Annotated in this window: 17 protein-coding genes, 1 tRNA gene and 1 pseudogene; 14 read left to right on the top strand and 5 right to left on the bottom strand. The window is 45.7% G+C overall.

Features of this window, described 5'->3' with window-relative positions; translation table 11 throughout:
- Window positions 1-14: 14 nt before the first annotated feature.
- A complete protein-coding gene (locus MJ595_RS17890) occupies window positions 15-1268 on the bottom strand; it encodes a hypothetical protein (protein WP_263079405.1) in 1254 nt (417 codons plus the stop codon).
- A 213-nt stretch (window positions 1269-1481) separates the two neighbouring features.
- Between MJ595_RS17890 and MJ595_RS17885 the strand changes: the two genes are divergently transcribed.
- From MJ595_RS17885 to MJ595_RS17875, 3 genes are all read left to right on the top strand, one after another.
- Window positions 1482-2816: a transposase gene (locus tag MJ595_RS17885; RefSeq protein ID WP_263078000.1), complete on the top strand. Its 1335-nt coding sequence runs from the start codon at window positions 1482-1484 to the stop codon at window positions 2814-2816.
- Window positions 2817-3221: 405 nt separating this feature from the next.
- Complete coding sequence (locus tag MJ595_RS17880) at window positions 3222-4271, top strand: iron ABC transporter permease (protein WP_263079404.1); 1050 nt, start codon at window positions 3222-3224, stop codon at window positions 4269-4271.
- 1 nt (window position 4272) lies between these two features.
- Complete coding sequence (locus MJ595_RS17875; RefSeq protein ID WP_263079403.1) at window positions 4273-5049, top strand: heme ABC transporter ATP-binding protein; 777 nt, start codon at window positions 4273-4275, stop codon at window positions 5047-5049.
- 37 nt (window positions 5050-5086) lie between these two features.
- Here MJ595_RS17875 and MJ595_RS17870 read toward each other — a convergent pair whose 3' ends face one another.
- Window positions 5087-5797: a DUF2470 domain-containing protein gene (locus MJ595_RS17870; RefSeq protein ID WP_263079402.1), complete on the bottom strand. Its 711-nt coding sequence runs from the start codon at window positions 5795-5797 to the stop codon at window positions 5087-5089.
- A 372-nt stretch (window positions 5798-6169) separates the two neighbouring features.
- On the opposite strand from MJ595_RS17870, the gene crcB reads away from it, so the two are divergent.
- Both crcB and hcp read left to right on the top strand, forming a co-directional pair.
- On the top strand, window positions 6170-6550 hold the full coding sequence (gene crcB / locus MJ595_RS17865) for a fluoride efflux transporter CrcB (protein WP_263079401.1): 381 nt from the start codon (window positions 6170-6172) through the stop codon (window positions 6548-6550).
- A 141-nt stretch (window positions 6551-6691) separates the two neighbouring features.
- Window positions 6692-8356 carry a hydroxylamine reductase gene (gene hcp / locus MJ595_RS17860; RefSeq protein WP_263079400.1) on the top strand — a complete coding sequence of 555 codons (1665 nt, stop codon included), beginning with the start codon at window positions 6692-6694 and terminating at the stop codon, window positions 8354-8356.
- 270 nt (window positions 8357-8626) lie between these two features.
- On the opposite strand, the gene MJ595_RS17855 is transcribed toward hcp, so the two are convergent.
- Window positions 8627-8703, bottom strand: a tRNA-Pro gene (locus tag MJ595_RS17855).
- 154 nt (window positions 8704-8857) lie between these two features.
- On the opposite strand from MJ595_RS17855, the gene MJ595_RS17850 reads away from it, so the two are divergent.
- From MJ595_RS17850 to MJ595_RS17835, 4 genes are all read left to right on the top strand, one after another.
- Window positions 8858-9436: a PhnA domain-containing protein gene (locus MJ595_RS17850; RefSeq protein WP_263079399.1), complete on the top strand. Its 579-nt coding sequence runs from the start codon at window positions 8858-8860 to the stop codon at window positions 9434-9436.
- A gap of 341 nt (window positions 9437-9777) precedes the next feature.
- Window positions 9778-12432, top strand: a complete 2655-nt coding sequence (gene topA, locus MJ595_RS17845; protein WP_263079398.1) for a type I DNA topoisomerase — start codon at window positions 9778-9780, stop codon at window positions 12430-12432.
- Between the two features lie 104 nt (window positions 12433-12536).
- A complete protein-coding gene (locus MJ595_RS17840; RefSeq protein ID WP_263079397.1) occupies window positions 12537-13022 on the top strand; it encodes a hypothetical protein in 486 nt (161 codons plus the stop codon).
- Between the two features lie 166 nt (window positions 13023-13188).
- Window positions 13189-13428, top strand: coding sequence for a hypothetical protein (locus MJ595_RS17835; protein ID WP_263079396.1), 240 nt, complete (start codon window positions 13189-13191; stop codon window positions 13426-13428).
- Between the two features lie 137 nt (window positions 13429-13565).
- Here the strand turns inward: MJ595_RS17835 and lexA are convergent, their stop codons facing one another.
- Complete coding sequence (lexA, locus tag MJ595_RS17830; RefSeq protein ID WP_263322536.1) at window positions 13566-14156, bottom strand: transcriptional repressor LexA; 591 nt, start codon at window positions 14154-14156, stop codon at window positions 13566-13568.
- 133 nt (window positions 14157-14289) lie between these two features.
- Here lexA and MJ595_RS17825 point away from each other — a divergent pair.
- The 5 genes and pseudogenes from MJ595_RS17825 to MJ595_RS17805 all read left to right on the top strand — a co-directional run.
- Window positions 14290-14910 (top strand): annotated as a pseudogene (locus MJ595_RS17825) (TetR family transcriptional regulator); the annotation flags it as partial.
- Between the two features lie 45 nt (window positions 14911-14955).
- Window positions 14956-15438 carry a L,D-transpeptidase gene (locus MJ595_RS17820; protein ID WP_263079395.1) on the top strand — a complete coding sequence of 161 codons (483 nt, stop codon included), beginning with the start codon at window positions 14956-14958 and terminating at the stop codon, window positions 15436-15438.
- 289 nt (window positions 15439-15727) lie between these two features.
- The gene (locus tag MJ595_RS17815; RefSeq protein WP_263079394.1) at window positions 15728-16918 is read left to right on the top strand and encodes a SpoIIE family protein phosphatase; all 1191 of its coding nucleotides are present in this window, start codon (window positions 15728-15730) and stop codon (window positions 16916-16918) included.
- A 45-nt stretch (window positions 16919-16963) separates the two neighbouring features.
- Window positions 16964-17296 (top strand): STAS domain-containing protein, encoded by a 333-nt coding sequence (locus MJ595_RS17810; RefSeq protein WP_263079392.1) that lies wholly within the window; start codon window positions 16964-16966, stop codon window positions 17294-17296.
- A gap of 2 nt (window positions 17297-17298) precedes the next feature.
- Window positions 17299-17745: an ATP-binding protein gene (locus tag MJ595_RS17805; RefSeq protein WP_263079391.1), complete on the top strand. Its 447-nt coding sequence runs from the start codon at window positions 17299-17301 to the stop codon at window positions 17743-17745.
- A gap of 77 nt (window positions 17746-17822) precedes the next feature.
- Here the strand turns inward: MJ595_RS17805 and MJ595_RS17800 are convergent, their stop codons facing one another.
- Window positions 17823-18650, bottom strand: coding sequence for a peptidoglycan binding protein CsiV (locus MJ595_RS17800; RefSeq protein ID WP_263079390.1), 828 nt, complete (start codon window positions 18648-18650; stop codon window positions 17823-17825).
- Window positions 18651-18679: the final 29 nt, after the last annotated feature.

Raw genomic sequence — 18679 nt, 5'->3', positions numbered from 1 at the left:
TTCTTTACCAGGCCCTATACGCCCACTGCGACTGTGAAGTGAATGCCCTCAGTAGTCAATACATAAACATCCTGATCGCATTTGGCTATATGGTCAAATAATGCTTGAAGCATTATTTTTCGTGTATCAGTATAACGTGCAACGTTAATAAGTTTTTTATCGGGTGACAGGGGACCGGCTTTTGTTAATACCATACTGAAATCTATAGCCAGCCCGGGTTCGAGATTACAAAGAATGGCAATCTGTGTGGTAATTCTTTTAAAGGAATGCCTCCAAAGTGTATTTAGTTGACATAAAAAATCAGAGACAATATGGAATCTACCTTCTACTAAATTAACTGGTTGAAAAATTTTATTAAAACTATCAATCCATAATACCAGTATGACAATAACAAATGAATAATGACAGGTTCGCTCTTCATCACTTATGGTCAAGAGTTTGTCATTAGCTGAAAACTTATCATATTCATCGAAAAATAATTTTTGAAATGCCAGTAAGTTTTCTTCTTCATGTTTCATGCATTCTGTTTTATTTAACAGAATAGGTGATCTATATCCTTTATGTTCTGAAGTATTAACTATATTACTGATTAACTCCTGTTGCATTTCTTTTATTTTTCCCAATTGCATAAGATGAGTTCTTAAATAGATTTCTTGCTGCGCAAAACGGGGGGTGGGAGGTGGTATAACGTCTATAACAGAATCCATGAGGTTGGTCTCTTCTAGCATAACAGAACTAGAATCCTGAAGTGTCATAGTACTATCATAGCGACTGCTCCAGTCAATAACACTTATGTCAGGTTGTTGTTCTGAATCCAAATCATCCAGGGATTTGCTTTTACTGGTGCCTGCTCTGAATGTTGTGCTTGTGTAACTATTTCTGTTATCTCGATATGACTCGTATGATGAATTACTATTTAAGGCATCCCAACTGGCCCGAATATCTGGACTTGTGTTTACCCTAAATATTAGTTCGTGGTAAATGTTTTGATCTGGATGGGTTGGCGCATTTCCAGCTGAGAAACCATCACTGGCCGAAAGATCTGATAAGGTCTGAGCTCTAACTGTTGAACGTTGTTTTTTTCGGACTCTATCAGTAACCCAGTTTATAAAACTTCTACTTTTACTCATTGTTGTTTTTGTTTCCTTTTCGTATCGGGTTGCTTGAGGTTTATTTTTGCCCGCCCATGAGTTTTGAAGTGATAAGGTAAAAGCAATAAATATAATAAGGGATATATAATTGCTTATTTCATATTTTGACCTGTTCATGATGATGTCTCTCAGAAAAAACACTTATATAATTTCTTGCTGTTAGGTTAACAGGGTTTTGTAAGTAAGGGTGTTACTAGGTGGAAATATCAGCAATTCCCGCAGACTTGATTAAAGCCCTTAATAACAAGGGCTGTAGCTTGGTAGCCTCTTGCTAAAATCGCAGACTATCCGGTAGAATTTCACCACAATAATAATAACGATGCTCATGTTGTGCCGCTAACGAAACCAAGAACCATTGCTGAAAAACTGCTCAAAATAGTCTCTGATGAAGCGGGTCAAATTCCAGACTTTCGCAAGAAAAGCCAACATGACAAAATTGTCCTTCATGATGCGGTCATGAGTGGCCTGGCAGTCATGCACCTGAAATACCCTTCATTACTGGCTTTTGATCAGGATTGTGTCAATAACCCAGATAGGCTCAAGAACTTAAAGTCGATGTACAATGTCAGCTGTGTCCCCAGTGATACCTATCTGAGGGATCTGATTGACCCTATCGAAACACGCTATTTAAGGAAGTTCTTTACCCGCCTGTTTGCCTTTGTGCAACGATCTGGGCGGCTTAAGCAGTTCACTTATTTTGAGGAAGGGTATCTTGCGCCTATCGATGGTACGGGGCACTTTTGCTCAGGGAAGATTAGTTGTCCTGAGTGTTGTGTAAAAAAGCCAGGCAGCAAAAATCCGCAATACTACCATCAGTTACTGGCCTGCTGTCTGGTAAAGCCGGGCAAGAAAGAAGTATTACCTTTAATGCCTGAACCCATCATCAAACAAGTTGATGCGTCAAAGAATGATTGTGAGAAGGTAGCGCTCAAGCGGCTATTGGCGAATTTATCCAGAGAGCATCCGCACCTGCCACTGGTTCTGACTTTTGATGACCTGTACTCAGATGGACCGACCATCAAGTTGGTAAAGTCCTTTGGCTATAGCTTCATTATGGTGGCAAAGGATTCAACCCATGAGTCGTTATACCAGGCCGTCGATGAGCTGGATTGTGCAGACAAAGTGGTGCGCTATGAATATACCGATGATAAAGGGTTTACGCACTGGTTCCGGTTTGTGAATGGTGCCCCCATTAACAAGTCACACCCGGATGTGCTGGTTAACTTTCTCGAATATATAGAAATTGATCCAGAGGGCAACAAGAAGTACGTCAACACCTGGGTCACGGACATTGAGCTTTCAGCCGAGAACGTGAATAAATTCATGCGAGGAGCACGCGCTAAATGGAAAATTGAAAACGAAACGTTCAATACACTGAAAACACAGGGCTACCATCTCGAACACAATTACGGGCACGGAAAGCAGCATCTGGCCAGCAATCTGGCATGCCTGACTTTTACGGCCTTCCTCATCAACCAGATAGAACAACTGTCTTGCAAGCTCTTCCAGGAAGCGCTCAAGATAAAAAAGTCTAAAAAGGCATTCTGGCATGCCATACGAGGGCTGTTTGACTGGTTCTGCATTGATAACTGGACAGACGTATTTACAGCTATCATTGAAGGGCGAAGTGTGAGCTTGAAGTTGCTGACTGTCGATACGACATAGAGCGTTGATGTTAGCCCTGTGACCTGTGTTACCTGTCATTAAAACCGACTGCCGATATAGCAGCAGTCTGGCTCTGTTCATCCGCGATAAAATCATTTTTAATTAACTGAAAATGTGCCAGCCGGAATCTGGTTTGCGGGAATTGCTGTGGAAATATAGATGAGTGTGGTTTATTAGCAACTTTCCAGGGACTTGAGTTTTTTAATACCCATTATAAATTGCTGTAAGAAGTGAGGCCAATACACCTTTCGAGTGATAATGATAAAAATACAAACAATTTATATTTATCTTGTTGAATATATACTTTTGCTTAAGTAACCTTACGGTCAATTTTTGAAACAGGCTTTTAAGTTCTGTTGTTATAAGGTTGATTCTTATTGCAACCTCTATTAGCCGGAGTGATTAATGAGTCGTAGTCGTCGTTCGATGTTATTATTAATTGGACTAGCCATTGTATTGTCGGCTGTGGTGGTGGTCTCAGTGGGTACTGGACCGGTTTCCATTTCTCCCTGTGATATTCTGGGGGTACTTTTTGAGCACCTGGGGTTTATACATGGCCCTGGTAATGAATCGCTTGCCCTTATTATTGAATCCATTCGGTTACCCCGTACATTGACTGGCCTTATAGTGGGTGGCTCTTTGGCTATCGCTGGAGCCTCCATGCAGGGGTTGTTTCGCAATCCCCTGGCGGATCCCAGTATTATTGGTGTTGCCAGTGGTTCGGCGTTAGGGGCCAGTGTCGCAATTGTACTGGGTTCTACTTTATTTGCGGGTGCCACCGATGGTTTTTTGCAAAGTGTTAGCATTTCCCTGTTTGCTTTTATTGGCGGTATTGCCGCTACCTGGCTGGTCTACCAAACCGGAACAACAGGTAATGGTACATCTGTTGCCACCATGTTACTGGCCGGTGTTGCGATTAATGCCTTGGTTGGGGCGAGTATAGGAGTATTGACGTATATTACCGATGATATCAGTTTGCGTAGTTTAACCTACTGGCAAATGGGAAGTATTGGTGGAGCCACCTGGAGTCTGGTTCTTACCTGTGTTGTTATTCTGTTGCCTGTTATCCTGTTGTTGTGTGGTTATGGGCAGACCATTAATGCCTTGCTATTGGGTGAGTCGGAAGCCCGCCATCTGGGTATTAATGTCCAGCGGGTTAAACTTGAGCTTATTACTCTCTCTGCTATTGCTGTGGGCGTTTCTGTTTCTGTTAGTGGCATGATCGGTTTTGTAGGACTCGTTGTTCCCCACCTTATCCGGTTGCTGGCAGGGCCGGATCACCGGGTGCTATTGCCAGCATCAGCGATGCTGGGCGGTATTTTGCTGGTGATGGCTGATATGGTTGCAAGGGTCATTGTGGCTCCGGCAGAACTGCCTATTGGTATCGTTACTGCGTTAATGGGAGCCCCTTTCTTTATGTCGATGCTTTGGCAGCAACGCCAGCGGATAGCCTGATATGGATAATAAACTCAGCTTAATAAACGTCAGTGTTCAGGCGGGTAATAAAACGCTGCTGGACTCTGTCAGTCTCACTATCTCTACGGGAGAAGTTGTTGCTATCCTTGGGCCTAATGGTGCAGGAAAAAGCACATTAATGAAGGCGATTACCGGAGACCGTAAAATAGTTGCCGGTGAAGTCATTCTAAATGGCCGCAAACAATGGTCTCAGGCGGAAAAGGCGCTGATGATGGGAGTATTGCCTCAATCCTCTTCTCTCAGTTTTCCATTTACCGTTGAAGAGGTGGTGTTATTAGGACGAATTCCCTGTGCAACAGATCATCAAAGCAACCGTATCATTGCCCGGCAAGCACTGGAGAAAGTGGATTGCCTGGAGCTAAGAAACCGGCTGTATACCACCCTGTCAGGGGGTGAAAGACAGCGGGTTCATATGGCCAGGGTGCTGTGCCAGATATGGGATGAGTGTCCTCTGGGTCCGAGATATCTATTGCTGGATGAACCCACATCGACCCTGGACCCCGCCCATCAACAGCAGACTTTGAGGGTGGCCCGGGCGCAGGCGGATGCAGGTTTGGGGGTGCTTGTAATTCTCCATGACCTGAATCTGGCTGCCCGGTATGCGGACAGGATTATTATTCTCCAGCAGGGACAACTGGTTGCAGAAGGCAAGCCTTTCGAGGTGCTAACACCGGGTATCATCGAAAAGGTTTTTAATATTCAGGTGAGTATAACTGAGCATCCTTCACAGAAATGCCCCCTGGTTGTGAACTGCTAGGGGCCGTTTGAAAGCGGGAGATTTCTGGGTCGACGAGTCAGGCTATTTTTGCCATTGCCACCAATTGCTGTCGGACTTCTACTGGCTGTTGGACTTCATTGGAAAATCGGATAAAAACAAGTTTCCTGTCAATCAATAGATGTATGCCTTCACTATTGATACCGGCCATACGAGGTTCAATACCTTCCGGTAATTCAATATTGGCAGCCTTGCAATATTTGACCATGGCATCAATATGATCTTCATTCATATGCTTAATCATATTGGTTTCAGTTTCACCAACAAATGGATTAACTTTGGTTAAAAGCTCATTCTTGATCCAGAAAATTTTACCAAAACCGCCAATATAGCGCGCCCTAACCAGGTTGATCCGATAGAAATCAAAGCGGTGGGTTTTATGGTAATCCTGTGATTGGGGAAAGAAAGAGTAATAACGCTTTGCTATCTCGCTGTGGTCTTCGATCAGCTCGGCATCTCCAATCCAGGTCAGTCGAGCGCCCAGGTGGGCATCATCAACATGGCTTTCTGTGATGATTAATGAAACCCTCGGGTTTTCCTGGATGTTTTTGGTGTGCTGGGCAATTCGGCTGATTAGTATTAAGGGGCATCCTTCCTTATCAAGGCAATAAGGCATTACGGAGCCAAAAGGGTAGCCGGGCACATCATGAGAGTGTGTTGAAAGAATGCCGCTGTATTCTTTGAGCATTAGTGATCGGGCGTCAAAGGCAGCTTCTTCTTTGCGTTCCATACGGGGTCTCATAGTATTAAGTAGCAGACTTTTGTGGACTGCTTATGAATAAATATGACCACTGCCGTTTGATAGTAGGGCGTGGTTTGACTGAACAATCAATGATTGAATTATAATCAAATGATAATGATTATCAATATTATTTTTTAAGGCTTGGGATAACGATCCCGGTCATTGCCTTCAAAACTCTTTCAATGATCTGTCGGGTTAAGTCTGGAGCTGGATCAGGTATAATTATGTTTTTATCCTTTTTTTAAACTGATAAACAGTGGTTTGCATGGGACATTGATATGTCTCCTGATTTATTGTGTTGCCGTTTCAGCGTTCTTGATGCTTTCTGTCAGGTGTTGGGGACGGCTCCCCGAGTTACTTATGATAAATTATCTTGCTGTTGCTATGGGTGGTGCACTGGGTGCACTGTTGCGTTCTTTTATTTATGGCCGTTTTGCGGTATCCGGGAACAGTCACCTCTATCCCTTACCCACTTTAACCGTCAATGTTCTGGGATCTGTGCTTATAGGAATTGGCTGGTACTGCCTGGTTGAAAAGGCCATGTTACCACCTGTATGGAAAAATCTGGCTATTACCGGTTTTCTTGGTGCCTTAACTACCTTTTCGACTTTTTCCCTGGATAGTTTCCGGCTTATTCAGTCCAACCATTTACCAGAGGCTGTCGTTTATATTGTAATAAGCGTCATTATTTGTTTGGTAGGGACATGGGCTGGTTATCAGGGTGTTAGGTGGTTGCTTTGATTGTCCTGGTAAATAGATTGCTTTTGCAAGTTGATCTGAGTCAATAGTTTATGGCTTTAGCCAGTGGAATCCTGGGTAAAGGAACTATTTCTCTTTATATTAAGATGCATATTTTATGCATCTTAATATGAGTGATGAATTATGTTCTGCATCCAGTGTGAGCAAACTATTCGAACCCCTGCCGGTAATGGCTGTGCATATGTTCGTGGCCTGTGTGGGAAAAATGCAGTGACATCTGATTTGCAGGATGTGCTGATCTACATGCTTCAGGGAGTCTCTGCCTACGCCCTGGTTGCCAGAGAAGAAGGGATCATTAACCCGGATCTTGATGCGTTTGTACCCCAGGCGTTTTTTGCCACATTAACCAATGTTAACTTTGATGATCACCGGATTGTTCAACTTGCCCGGGAGGCAGAGCAAGCCAGGGACTGGCTTCGGGCAGCGTATGAAAACAAGTGTGCTGCCAATGGTCGTCAGCCTGAAGTTTTAATGGGTCCCGCTTCGTTTTCACTGGCTAAAGATAAGGCGGGTTTACTGTTTCAGGCACCGGAGTTACTGCCCAACCGGGGAAAAGATACCGTGGGTGAGGATGTTATCGGTTTGCGCCTGCTCAATCTCTATGCCCTCAAAGGGGCAGCGGCTTATATGGAGCATGCCAGGGTGCTTGGAGAGCGTGATGATGTGATTTATGCCGAGTTTCACAGGCATATGGCCTGGTTGGGTTCAGATCCACAAGAGATTCAGGCTCTGCTTGATAATGCCATGTCCATTGGATTGTTCAATTACCGCATTATGGAAATGCTGGATAAAGGGGAAACAGAAACCTTTGGTGATCCGGAGCCAACCCGGGTTAATACCCGTTCGGTAGCCGGAAAAGCGATTTTGGTTTCAGGCCATGATTTGATTGACCTGGAATCTATTCTCAAACAGACCGAAGGGAAGGGAATTAATGTATACACTAACGGGGAGATGTTGCCTGCCCATGCTTACCCTCAACTAAAAAAATACCCTCATCTGGTAGGTAATTACGGTAGTGCCTGGCAAAACCAGCAGCGTGAGTTTGCACAGTTTCCCGGTGCTATTGTGATGACCTCAAACTGCATTATTGATCCCACCATTGGAAATTATGGGGATCGGATATTTACCTGCAATAGTGTGGGATGGCCTGGTGTTCAACATATCGAGGGGCATGATTTCACCCGGGTCATCGATAAAGCACTGGCATTGCCGGGCTTTGAACAGGATGACATACCTCACTATATCACCACGGGTTTTGCCCGTAATGCCCTGATGCAGGCGGCACCTGCCGTGATAGAAAAAGTAAAGTCCGGCGATATCAAGCACTTTTTCCTGATTGGCGGCTGTGATGGTGACAAGGCTGAACGTGCTTATTTCAGGGATATGGCCGAAGCTGTGCCTAAAGACAGTGTGATCCTGACGCTGGCCTGCGGTAAATATAAATTTAATAAACTGGATTTTGGCGACATTGGTGGTATTCCACGGCTGCTGGATATTGGTCAGTGTAATGATGCATATTCCGCCATTCAGCTGGCTTTGGCTCTGGCGGCCGAGTTTGATTGCGATATTAATGAGCTTCCCTTGACCCTGGTACTTTCATGGTTTGAACAAAAAGCAATAGTTATTTTATTAACCTTGCTGGCTCTGGGCGTAAAAAATATTTATACCGGTCCAACGCCTCCGGCTTTCCTTACCGAGAACTTGCTGGATACTCTCACTGAGAAATTCCAGTTGAAAATGACCTCAACGGTTGAACAGGATTTAAAACAGATTCTGTCAGTTGCTTAAGTTTGAAGTGAGTGTATACCCCTAGCCTTTTTAAAATCTTTAAAAAGGCTTGGTTTTATCTTATTCCCGGCGAGAGGGGCGCCGGAAAAGGTGTTTTGTTTAGCATAGGGCGCAGAGGTTTTTTAAGGTATAAAAACTCTGTGTCTCTGTTGTTTGAGTATAATAATAGGAGGTGATCAGAGGGCATTAGTCTGATATATAGTCTGGGTGGTTGTACGGTAAATGGGAAGAAGAAAGAAGTGTGAAATGGTTTTTATAGTCGTTTAATAATGGTCGGAGCGAGAGGATTTGAACCTCCGACCCCCACAACCCCATTGTGGTGCGCTACCAGGCTGCGCTACGCTCCGATGGCCTTGAATTATCCATAATTCGGGGCGTTATGCAAGTTTTGGTTTTAGTCAGGATATTTTATACACTGCCCCGCGTAATGCTCGGGGTAGTGTATAAAATATCCGGGTTAGTGTTTGACGTTTTATTACCGATATGATGTGAGTATTTTAAATGGCCATTGAAACTATTTTGCATGATCGCAGTGACTCTAAATGTGAGCTTTGTAATGCCACCGATCATCTTGACGTCTATGAGGTGCCACCGCGCTCATCAGGCAAGGCTGATGATGCTGTGCTGGTATGCAAGACCTGCCTGGATCAGATAGGGCAACCTGAAAAAGCGGACAGTAATCACTGGCGTTGTTTGAACGATAGTATGTGGAGTCAGGTTCCGGCGGTACAGGTGGTTGTCTGGCGCATGCTGAAACAATTGAGTGCTGAAGAGTGGTCCCGGAATCTTTTGGCTATGTTATATCTGGATGATGAGACCCTGGCCTGGGCTGAAGCTGGTCTGCTCCGTGATTCTGAAGATACAGTTAGGCATATTGATAGCAATGGCGCTGTACTGGAAGCTGGAGATACGGTTACCCTAACTAAGGACTTGAATGTTAAGGGGGCGGGCTTTACCGCAAAACGAGGTACAGCTGTTAGAGGGATCTCTCTGGTGGCAAATAATTCGGAGCATATTGAAGGGCGGGTTAATGGCCAGCAGATTGTTATTTTAACCAAATTTGTCAAGAAGTCCGGTTAAGGCTGTGAGAGGATTTCGGTGAGTCAAAATACTTGTTTAACGGTGGTAAGGCTTTTGTAGTATGTAGCCTACTGCTTTGTTCTTGATTTTTTGCAAATGTCAGGATATAGGCAGGATTACCGGGGAAAAATCCACTATTTGTGATGAGTCCAGAAAAAATTAAACAATAGTTTTTCTTGACCGATTATTTTCTTCACCTTATATATTGAAGCAATTTCTATCCCGGCTTTTCTTGTGCTGGCAGGATAGTCAGAAGTGCAGTAACAGGTAAGTGCCTAAAAATGCTGGGCTTTTGGCTATGCCCAGTGCAATGGAACAGATTACAGGACGTGTAAGGCAGCATGGGTAAATCGCTAGTTATCGTCGAGTCGCCTGCCAAGGCGAAAACCATCAACAAGTATCTGGGCAGTAACTTTGTTGTTAAATCCAGTGTGGGGCATATCAGAGATTTGCCCACGGCTGGTAGGGCAAAGAAACCAGTGGATCCCAAGGCCCGGGCCAAAGCTGCAGCGGAGTCTCGTAAGCTTCCGCCGGAGGTGCGTGCCCAGCGGAAAAAAGAGAAAGCCCGGGCACAGCTGATTGAGAGGATGGGTATAAACCCTGACAACGGCTGGTCTGCTAACTATGAGATCTTGCCTGGCAAGGAAAAAGTCGTAGATGAGTTGCGGCGCCTGGCCACCTCGGCGGATACTATTTATCTCGCCACCGACTTGGACAGAGAGGGAGAGGCCATTGCCTGGCATCTCCAGGAATCCATTGGTGGGGACAGTGGGCGGTTTCGCAGGGTGGTCTTTAATGAAATCACCCGTAATGCCATTCAGGCAGCCTTTGAAAAACCCGGCAACCTCAACCAGGATCGGGTTAATGCCCAGCAGGCCCGGCGCTTTCTGGACCGGGTGGTTGGTTATATGGTATCCCCCCTGCTGTGGGCTAAAATAGCCCGTGGGCTTTCTGCGGGGCGGGTTCAGTCCGTTGCTGTGCGGCTTATTGTTGAGCGTGAACGGGAAATCCGCCGTTTTGTGCCTGAGGAGTATTGGGAGCTATATGCTAACCTGCTAACCCCGGCAGGGGCTGATATCTGTTTTCAACTGGTGAAAGAGGCAGGAAAAGCCTTCCGTCCCACCAGTCAGGCATCCATTGATGTGGTACTGTCAAAGCTTCGGGGAAGCGAATACCAGATCAGCAACAGGGAAGATAAACCCACCAGAAGCAAGTCTTCTGCACCATTTATTACTTCTACCCTTCAGCAGGCTGCCAGTACCCGACTGGGATTCAGTGTCAAGAAAACCATGATGATGGCACAACGTCTGTATGAGGCAGGCCATATTACTTACATGCGTACAGACTCCACTAACCTCAGTGCCGAGGCGTTGGAAAGTGTCCGGGAATTTATCTCTGATGAGTATGGGAGTGCCTATTTGCCAGAGTCTGCCACAGTGTACTCCAGTAAAGAGGGGGCTCAGGAGGCGCATGAGGCTATACGACCCTCCAATGTTAAACTGCTGCCCGCAGATATCTCGGCTGTGGAGCGGGATACTGAACGACTTTATGATCTGATTTGGCGTCAATTTGTCGCCTGTCAGATGACGCCGGCAGAATACCTGAGCACTACCCTGACCATCAATGTTGATGATTATCAGTTGAGAGCAAAAGGCAGAACCCTTAAGTTTGATGGTTATACCCGGGTGATGACGCCTATTTCAAGAAAAGGCGATGACACCATTCTGCCTGATTTGTCTATGGGTGATAGCCTATCTTTGAACGCGCTTGATCCCAGGCAGTTGTTTACCCGTCCTCCGGCTCGCTTCAGTGAGGCAGCCCTGGTTAAGGAGTTGGAAAAGTGTGGTATTGGTAGGCCCTCCACCTACGCCTCAATCATTTCTACCATTCAGGATCGTGGCTATGTTTCTGTGAAGAACCGTCGTTTTTATGCCGAAAAGATGGGGGATATTGTCACTGACAGACTGGTGGAGTCCTTTAATGATCTGATGGATTTCAATTTTACGGCCAAGATGGAAGAGGCACTGGATGCTATTGCAGAAGGCCGGACCAACTGGAAAACGGTACTGAATGAGTTTTATGCTGATTTCAGTACCCGGCTTGAGCAGGCAGAGTCTGACACCCATGGCATGCGGGCCAATGAACCTTCGCCTACGGATATAAAATGCCCGACCTGTGGCAGGGACATGATGATCAGGACTGCCAGTACTGGCGTATTTCTGGGCTGTTCCGGTTATGCCTTGCCACCAAAGGAACGCTGTAAAACAACCATTAACCTGGTTCCCGGAGAGGAAATCGAGAGTGATGATGAGTTTGTGGAGGTGAATGAACTCAGGGCTATGCATCGCTGTCCGAAATGCTCAACCGCGATGGAAAGCTATCTGATTGATGAACAGCGTAAGCTGCATATCTGCGGAAATAACCCTGACTGTCCGGGCTATGAAGTGGAGGAAGGGCAGTTCAAGCTCAAGGGTTATGACGGGCCGGTTCTGGAATGTGATAAGTGTGGCTCTGAAATGCAGTTGAAAACCGGGCGCTTCGGAAAATACTTTGGTTGTACTGACTCAGAGTGTAAAAATACCCGTAAGCTGCTTAAAAATGGTGAGCCTGCTCCTCCCAAGATGGATCCGGTGCCCATGCCTGAGCTGAAGTGCGTTAAGGTTGAAGACCACTATATCCTCCGCGATGGTGCCTCAGGGTTGTTTTTGGCGGCCAGTCAATTCCCTAAAAACAGAGAGACCCGGGCGCCTCTGGTTTCTGAACTACTCCCCCATCAGGCAGAAATTGACAGTAAATACAATTATCTCCTGGATGCACCAAGAGCAGACCCTGAAGGTAATCCTGCCGTTATTCGTTTTAGCCGTAAAACCAAGCAGCAATATGTAATGAGTGAGGTTGATGGCAAGGCCACTGGATGGAGTGCCACCTTTGAGGAAGGGCGGTGGCTGGAGAAAAACACCAAGAAGAAAAGCAAGGCTGCTTCCAAGAAAGCGTAACCGGTAATGTGTCGAAATGCCCTTTTCCTGGCTTATCTCACTGCTGACTGGATAGTCAGTAGCCGAGATAAGCGGGAATCGGGTCAGGCTATGGGGATTTAGCTATGTCAGGCCAGTGGCAACGGGTCACCAATAAAATGCTGTATCATGCCAGAACCTATCTGAAGGCATGGGAGGCCAGTGAGGGTGGTGAGGTTCAGGTTTTTCGTGAGGCCAGTATTATCAGTCTGGCTACGGCTTACCGGTCCTTATTGGCAGAAGTGCTTGAAAGTTACCAGGTGAATGTCAAGGTGCTACCTTTTGATTTGAATGAGGCTGTGTCACTGGTTCAGGAGAGTGGCCAGCATTCGTCAGAGCTTGACTATATCAGGCAGCTTGAGCATCAATCCGGCTTTTTACAGCTCATTAATTCCGCTGATGAGAATAGTGCACTGCGTCAGGCCATGGTGCCCTCTACGGCCAAAACCAGCGAAATATTCCTGAAGGATTTAACGCCGGATGTGCTACCTGCTGGTGAAAGTGCCCGGGATGTTATGGATTCTCTGTCTGAACTGGTGGCTTATGCCAGAAATTATAGTTTTGAATGGTAATACCCGGCAGTCGTTGGGGGGGCAAAGGGAATAACCGCTCTTGCTTTTCTCACGCCCCGATCTTTGAACCACTGACTGATTTTCCGCAATAGACGGCTTTCTTGAAAGAATGCAAACCTTCCTGCACAATGCGACCCAATGTTATAAATCAGTAGGTTATGTTGTTATGGCGGCTGCATTTTTGGAGATTGTTGAGTTATCTGATGGTGAAATCGTTCTGAGACGGAGTGATGATGAAGAGCCGCTTCTGACGTTAACGTTTTCTGAAGAAGCAAAATCCTTCCTGCAAGGCGCCCACCTTGAAGTGGCTAAAGTGATGTTTGATGCAGGGATCAATGAGGTGAGCCGTCAGGGAGAATCTCAGGGTAACGTGGCAGAGGTTCCTGAAAAAAGGGTATTGCACTGAGCTTGACAATATCCTTATCTCTTCTGCGGGACTGAATTAAGTGTCCGGCAAGCCTTGGTGGGTATTTGGCTTTCCGGGACTTAATGGCTTATGGGAAATGCTGTTTCCTGAGCATAGAAGTCAATAGCCCTCTTGTTTTAATTTCGAATGACTCCGACGCTCAGTCCTTCAATGGCAAACTGACTTTCATTGGAATCAATTTCAAGTGTTTCGAATTCATTGTTTTCAGGGTGGAGATAGACTTTGTTTTTCCTCTTTTCAAAGCGCTTGACCGTGACTTCATTATCAATTCTTGCCACGACAATTTGGCCATTGCGCGCTTCATGGGTTTTATGAACTGCTAACAAGTCGCCATCAAGTATTCCGACATCTTTCATGCTCATGCCTTTAACACGGAGCAGAAAATCCGCTTTTGGAGAAAAAAAAGCCGGATTGAGTAATAAGTGACTTTCAATATGTTCTTCAGCCAATACCGGGCTGCCTGCAGCGACCTGGCCAATAATCGGAAGCCCGGAAGGTAAGGACGGAATTCTGATACCCCGTGATGTTCCCGGACTTATTTCAATGGCACCTTTACGGGCCAGTGCCCGAAGATGCTCTTCAGCAGCATTGGGGGAGCGGAAGCCCAGGATTTTGGCTATTTCAGCACGGGTTGGTGGAAATCCGGTATCTTCAATATGGCTTTTTATCAGCGACAGGATTTCAGACTGGCGTCTAGTGAGTTTGATCATGATACTCTGTGTTTTTATACAGTTACTGTGATTATATCCAGTATTTGTAGGGATTCAAGCGATCTTGACACAGACAGGTTTCAAACTTATGTTTTAAACATTTGTTTGGGTCATTGGTCATTTTGAACGCATGTCACACTCGTTAACAGTAGAGCGGATTCTGGACGCGGCGGAACTACTTTTTGCTGAACAGGGATTTTCGGAAACATCATTACGATCAATTACCAGCAAGGCTAATGTTAACCTTGCTGCAGTGAATTACCATTTTGGCTCAAAAAAAGCGTTGATTCAGGCGGTATTCTCCCGTTATCTGGATCCCTTTGCGGAGAACATGGCCAAGGCGCTGGATGATTTCGGTGGGACGGGCAGGGATTCTGACCTGGAAGCGGCATTGCATCTGCTGGTGGATCAGATTATGGCTGTTGAACCTCGAAGTGGCGATGACCTTTCGGTCTTTATGCGTTTAATAGGTCTGGCATACAGTGAAGCCCAGGGGCATCTTAAGCGGTATCTTAACGAAGCCTATGGTGATGTTTTCCAGCGCTATTTCAAACTGTTGGTGGGAATGTGCCCTCACCTTCTTGCCGGCGATATGTTCTGGCGGGTTAATTTTATTTTGGGATCAACGGTTTTTACCATGTCCGGAGCCAATGCCCTCAGGGCTATCGCACAAAGTGATTATGGTATGAATGATGACCTTGAAGCCATTCTTCGAAAAATGGTGCCGTTTATGGCAGCGGGACTCAGGGCCCATACCTGATTGATTCCTGCATAACAGGGTGCCATAGGAGAGCCTGTGTTTATTTCGGTTAATATATCGCAACAGCAATTGCACTTGCATGGGGACGATGGCCGGATGATCAGTTACCCGGTATCCACGGGATTAAATGGTGTAGGTCAGCAGGAAGGCAGTGGACAGACTCCCCTTGGAAAGCATGTTATCAGGGCGAAAATTGGCAGGGGTGCACCGGAGTGTGCGGTGTTTGTCGGTCGCAGGTGGACCGGTGAGATTTATTCACCGGAACTGGCTATCCTTCAACCTGAACGAAAAGACTGGATATTGACACGTATCCTATGGTTAAGCGGCAAAGAGGTGGGTGTTAATCGTCTCGGGTCAGTGGACAGTATGCGGCGGTATATTTATATTCATGGCACCCCGGATAGTTCTCCCATGGGCAGGCCGGAATCAAAGGGCTGCATTCGCATGCGCAATAAGGATGTGATTGATTTGTTTGAGCAGGTAGCTGTAGGAACTCTCATCGATATTGTTTCCGGCTGAAAATAAGTATTTATTGTGATTTTACAATGGGATATTTATATAAATTAAAAATCGGTTGGAGTGGTTATTGACGGTGATATCCAAAATCTATGTTATCTCTGTAAGGCCGCGATGTTCATATTATTAAACGAGCAAGAAGCCGTGGCAGGACTCTTCAGGAATGGTTGAGTGAAATAGTTGACCCGATTACCCTGGTAGAGATAAGGGTGCATAAATAGTGTGACCAGCTATATTCAATCTTATAGGTAAACAATAAATCTGCCCCATGGATGGAATAATCTAGTCCGCTATGAACATACTTATCGTTGAAGACGCCAGAGATCAACGCTTGATGCTATCGGTGATTCTAAAAAAGAAAGGGCACCAGGTTCTCGAAGCTGAAGATGGTGTTCAAGCTTTGGAAGTGTTAAAAGCTCACCCTGAAGTGCGAATTGTGATCAGTGACTGGATGATGCCGGAAATGGATGGTATTCAGCTATGCCAGTCTATCCGTGAAAATGATTTTGGGCGTTATCTTTATTTTATTTTGCTAACCGGGAAAACTGAAAGTAAAGCAGTTGTAGAGGGTATTAATAAGGGTGCTGATGACTTCTTAAGCAAGCCGGTCAATTTTGATGAACTCGATGCCCGTTTAAAGGCCGGTATTCGCATTATTGAACTGGAGCGTGCGCTGGAAGAAAAAAATAAAGAGTTGTCCGGCGCTATTACCACTATAGAGAAAGACCTTGAGTCTGCGGCCAAAACGCAGGAGGGGCTATTAACCCAACCGGCTAAAATAAAAGACGCTGCATTTGACTGGTTTTTCAAGCCAAGTAAACATCTGGGCGGTGATATGTTTGGTTACCAGGCCCTTGATGATGAACATATTTATTTTTATCAGCTGGATGTTGCCGGTCATGGTATTCCTTCCGCCCTGTTTTCATTCACACTGAACAATATTCTGTCGGAAACAGGGAATGGCTCACTGCACCGAAGAAAGATTGAGGGTTCCTCCGGGTATCAGCTGGCAACGCCAGGTCAGGTGCTGGCGAGCTTGAATGACCGGTTTCAGACAACTGCCGAAAATATGCTTTATTTTACTATTGCTTATGGCATTCTAAATAATAAAACCGGTGATGTGGTGCTTTCCCAGGCGGGCCACCCCAGGCCGCTGTGGGTTAAGCAGGCCAGCCGTATAGTGGAGCCTGTTGAAGGGAATGGTGTACCCATTGGTATGATGCCGGGTCTGGATTATTCATCCGTTACTTTTCAGTTAAGTCCCGGTGACCGGTTATTTCTCTATTCTGATGGCCTGACTGAATGTGATGATGGCAGTGGTGAGCAGTTTGGAGAGGATCGTCTCAGTAATACCCTGGCTGAATCATTTGACGAGGATATCCCGGAGATGATTGATCGAGTGGGGGAAAAAATAAAGGACTGGAATCAGCAAGATGTTTTTGAGGATGATGTAACTTATCTGGTAATGGAATGGAAGCCGTAACAGGTTTTTGTTTTTTACTATCTCAATCTAGGAAGAGGAAAAGCTATGCCATTTGAGTCAAGGGTGGAAGAGGATTCTACTGTAGTGACTGTGGATGAAGTCAGACTGGATGCTGCTTTGGCAGAACCCTTTAAAAACTACCTGTTCGATGAGATCGAAAAAGGTGCCGAGTCATTAATCGTTGACCTGACCAATGTGAAATTTATGGATAGTAGTGGTCTGGGGTCTTTGGTAGCGGCCTTAAAGAAAATGGCGGGCAATGGTAAAATCCGGTTGGCGGGTGCCCAGCCTGCCGTCAGGGATTTATTTGACCTGACTTCAATGGAGAAGCTTTTTCCCATTTCAGAGACTGTCAGTGATGCACTGGAAGGAGACTGATTGTGATATCACAGCCTACACAGTCATTAACCATAGGTATTGATTCCTGTCTCCCCAACACGGTGCTGGTTGCTATGGCCGTCAGGGGGCTTTGTGAAATGACGGAACTGTCTCCCGTGGAAGTCAATCGTATTGAGTTGTGCCTGGTGGAAATAGTTAATAATGCCATAGAGCATGCCTATGAGAATAAGCCGGGCCAAAAAGTGGAGACACAGGTAGAGTTAACCAGACAGTCAGTCTCCATTACGGTGAGTGATTGGGGGCATTCCATACCGGAAGAAAAACTGGATATAAGCTCTTTGGTTCGCGAGGATATTCAAAACCCTGATTCCCTTCAGAGCAGTGGGCGGGGGATTTATATCGTAAAAAACCTGATGGATGATGTTCAGTATTATTCCCGTGACGGGAAAAATAGCTTTGTCATGACTATGGAGGCCCGTGGAGCCTGATTATGGCTGTAGTCCACGAGCCTTCCCATTTCAATGGCTTACCTTAAGCTTTTCATCGTTTTAATTTTATAACCCTCCTATTCTTCCATTTCTACTTCTACTTCTGGAAGCAATGGCTTTTCAGGGTACTCATAAGGCGTCAATTTGAATAAAACACCAATGACAGGACTATCCAGATACTGAACCTCACTGGTTCTTTGTATACGCCGCCTCTCTTTTAAATGGAAGTTTCTGGCTATTTTTAAGGGTGCCTTAGCAGAGTGTTGGTTTTCTCCATCGTTGCTGTGTTCCTCAAGAATAGGGGTGTGGTTACTCATAAGTAATGAGGATAAGGCTTCAGGCTTGAGTTCGTTGTACCAGAAGTCAATATCGGCATGAAGGTATCTTCTGGCACTGAGGGTGACAGAGCCGTTGAGCAGGTACGTTGAATCTGGCATCAGCTTTGATTTAATAATAACCGGTTGCTCTTTGCTGTTTTCTTCTATGGGAAGGCGCCAGGCTGCCCGGGTTAAAATTTTATAGCCTGAAGCGTTATTCAGAATACGTGCCTGGCTGTCAAGAAGGTATTCAGTATCCGGCAAGACCAGGAATGGATCCCGCTCGATATCAAAAGACAGGTTATTCCCGGGAACCCCTTTTGCATTGGTTGAGGCAAAATCAAAGGGTACATTATTGGCTGGTTTTTGATGGACAGGGTCTACCAGTTTAATGGCATTTGCCGGAGCTGACTGGGGCTTGATATCGGGCCATTGTTCACTGGTCTGCCCGGTGGGCTGGTGTAAAAAGACGAGCAAGTCCGCCTGGTACCACTGGATTTTTGCCGTGGCAGTCTCGGGAGTGCTACTGGATGCCAGCAGGGATGTCGTATAAAGCAGTGCCAGGAGTGCTGGCAGGGCTCGTTTCATTGATGTTTCCACTCTTTTAAATAAAAATA

It is taken from the genome of Endozoicomonas sp. Mp262, assembly GCF_025643335.1.
Taxonomy (GTDB): Bacteria; Pseudomonadota; Gammaproteobacteria; order Pseudomonadales; family Endozoicomonadaceae; genus Endonucleibacter.
The sequence above is the reverse complement of the archived record's forward strand: the minus strand, read 5'-3'. Positions and strand labels throughout refer to the sequence as shown.

Bases quoted from the DNA above. Each gene is read 5' to 3' on its own strand.
- MJ595_RS17840 (WP_263079397.1), top strand. From the start codon at position 12,537: ATGTCAGGCCAGTGGCAACGGGTCACCAATAAAATGCTGTATCATGCC.
- crcB (WP_263079401.1), top strand. From the start codon at position 6,170: ATGATAAATTATCTTGCTGTTGCTATGGGTGGTGCACTGGGTGCACTG.
- MJ595_RS17800 (WP_263079390.1), bottom strand. From the start codon at position 18,650: ATGAAACGAGCCCTGCCAGCACTCCTGGCACTGCTTTATACGACATCC.
- MJ595_RS17880 (WP_263079404.1), top strand. From the start codon at position 3,222: ATGAGTCGTAGTCGTCGTTCGATGTTATTATTAATTGGACTAGCCATT.
- topA (WP_263079398.1), top strand. From the start codon at position 9,778: ATGGGTAAATCGCTAGTTATCGTCGAGTCGCCTGCCAAGGCGAAAACC.
- MJ595_RS17870 (WP_263079402.1), bottom strand. From the start codon at position 5,797: ATGGAACGCAAAGAAGAAGCTGCCTTTGACGCCCGATCACTAATGCTC.
- MJ595_RS17850 (WP_263079399.1), top strand. From the start codon at position 8,858: ATGGCCATTGAAACTATTTTGCATGATCGCAGTGACTCTAAATGTGAG.
- MJ595_RS17815 (WP_263079394.1), top strand. From the start codon at position 15,728: ATGAACATACTTATCGTTGAAGACGCCAGAGATCAACGCTTGATGCTA.
- MJ595_RS17835 (WP_263079396.1), top strand. From the start codon at position 13,189: ATGGCGGCTGCATTTTTGGAGATTGTTGAGTTATCTGATGGTGAAATC.
- MJ595_RS17875 (WP_263079403.1), top strand. From the start codon at position 4,273: ATGGATAATAAACTCAGCTTAATAAACGTCAGTGTTCAGGCGGGTAAT.
- MJ595_RS17890 (WP_263079405.1), bottom strand. From the start codon at position 1,268: ATGAACAGGTCAAAATATGAAATAAGCAATTATATATCCCTTATTATA.
- MJ595_RS17810 (WP_263079392.1), top strand. From the start codon at position 16,964: ATGCCATTTGAGTCAAGGGTGGAAGAGGATTCTACTGTAGTGACTGTG.
- hcp (WP_263079400.1), top strand. From the start codon at position 6,692: ATGTTCTGCATCCAGTGTGAGCAAACTATTCGAACCCCTGCCGGTAAT.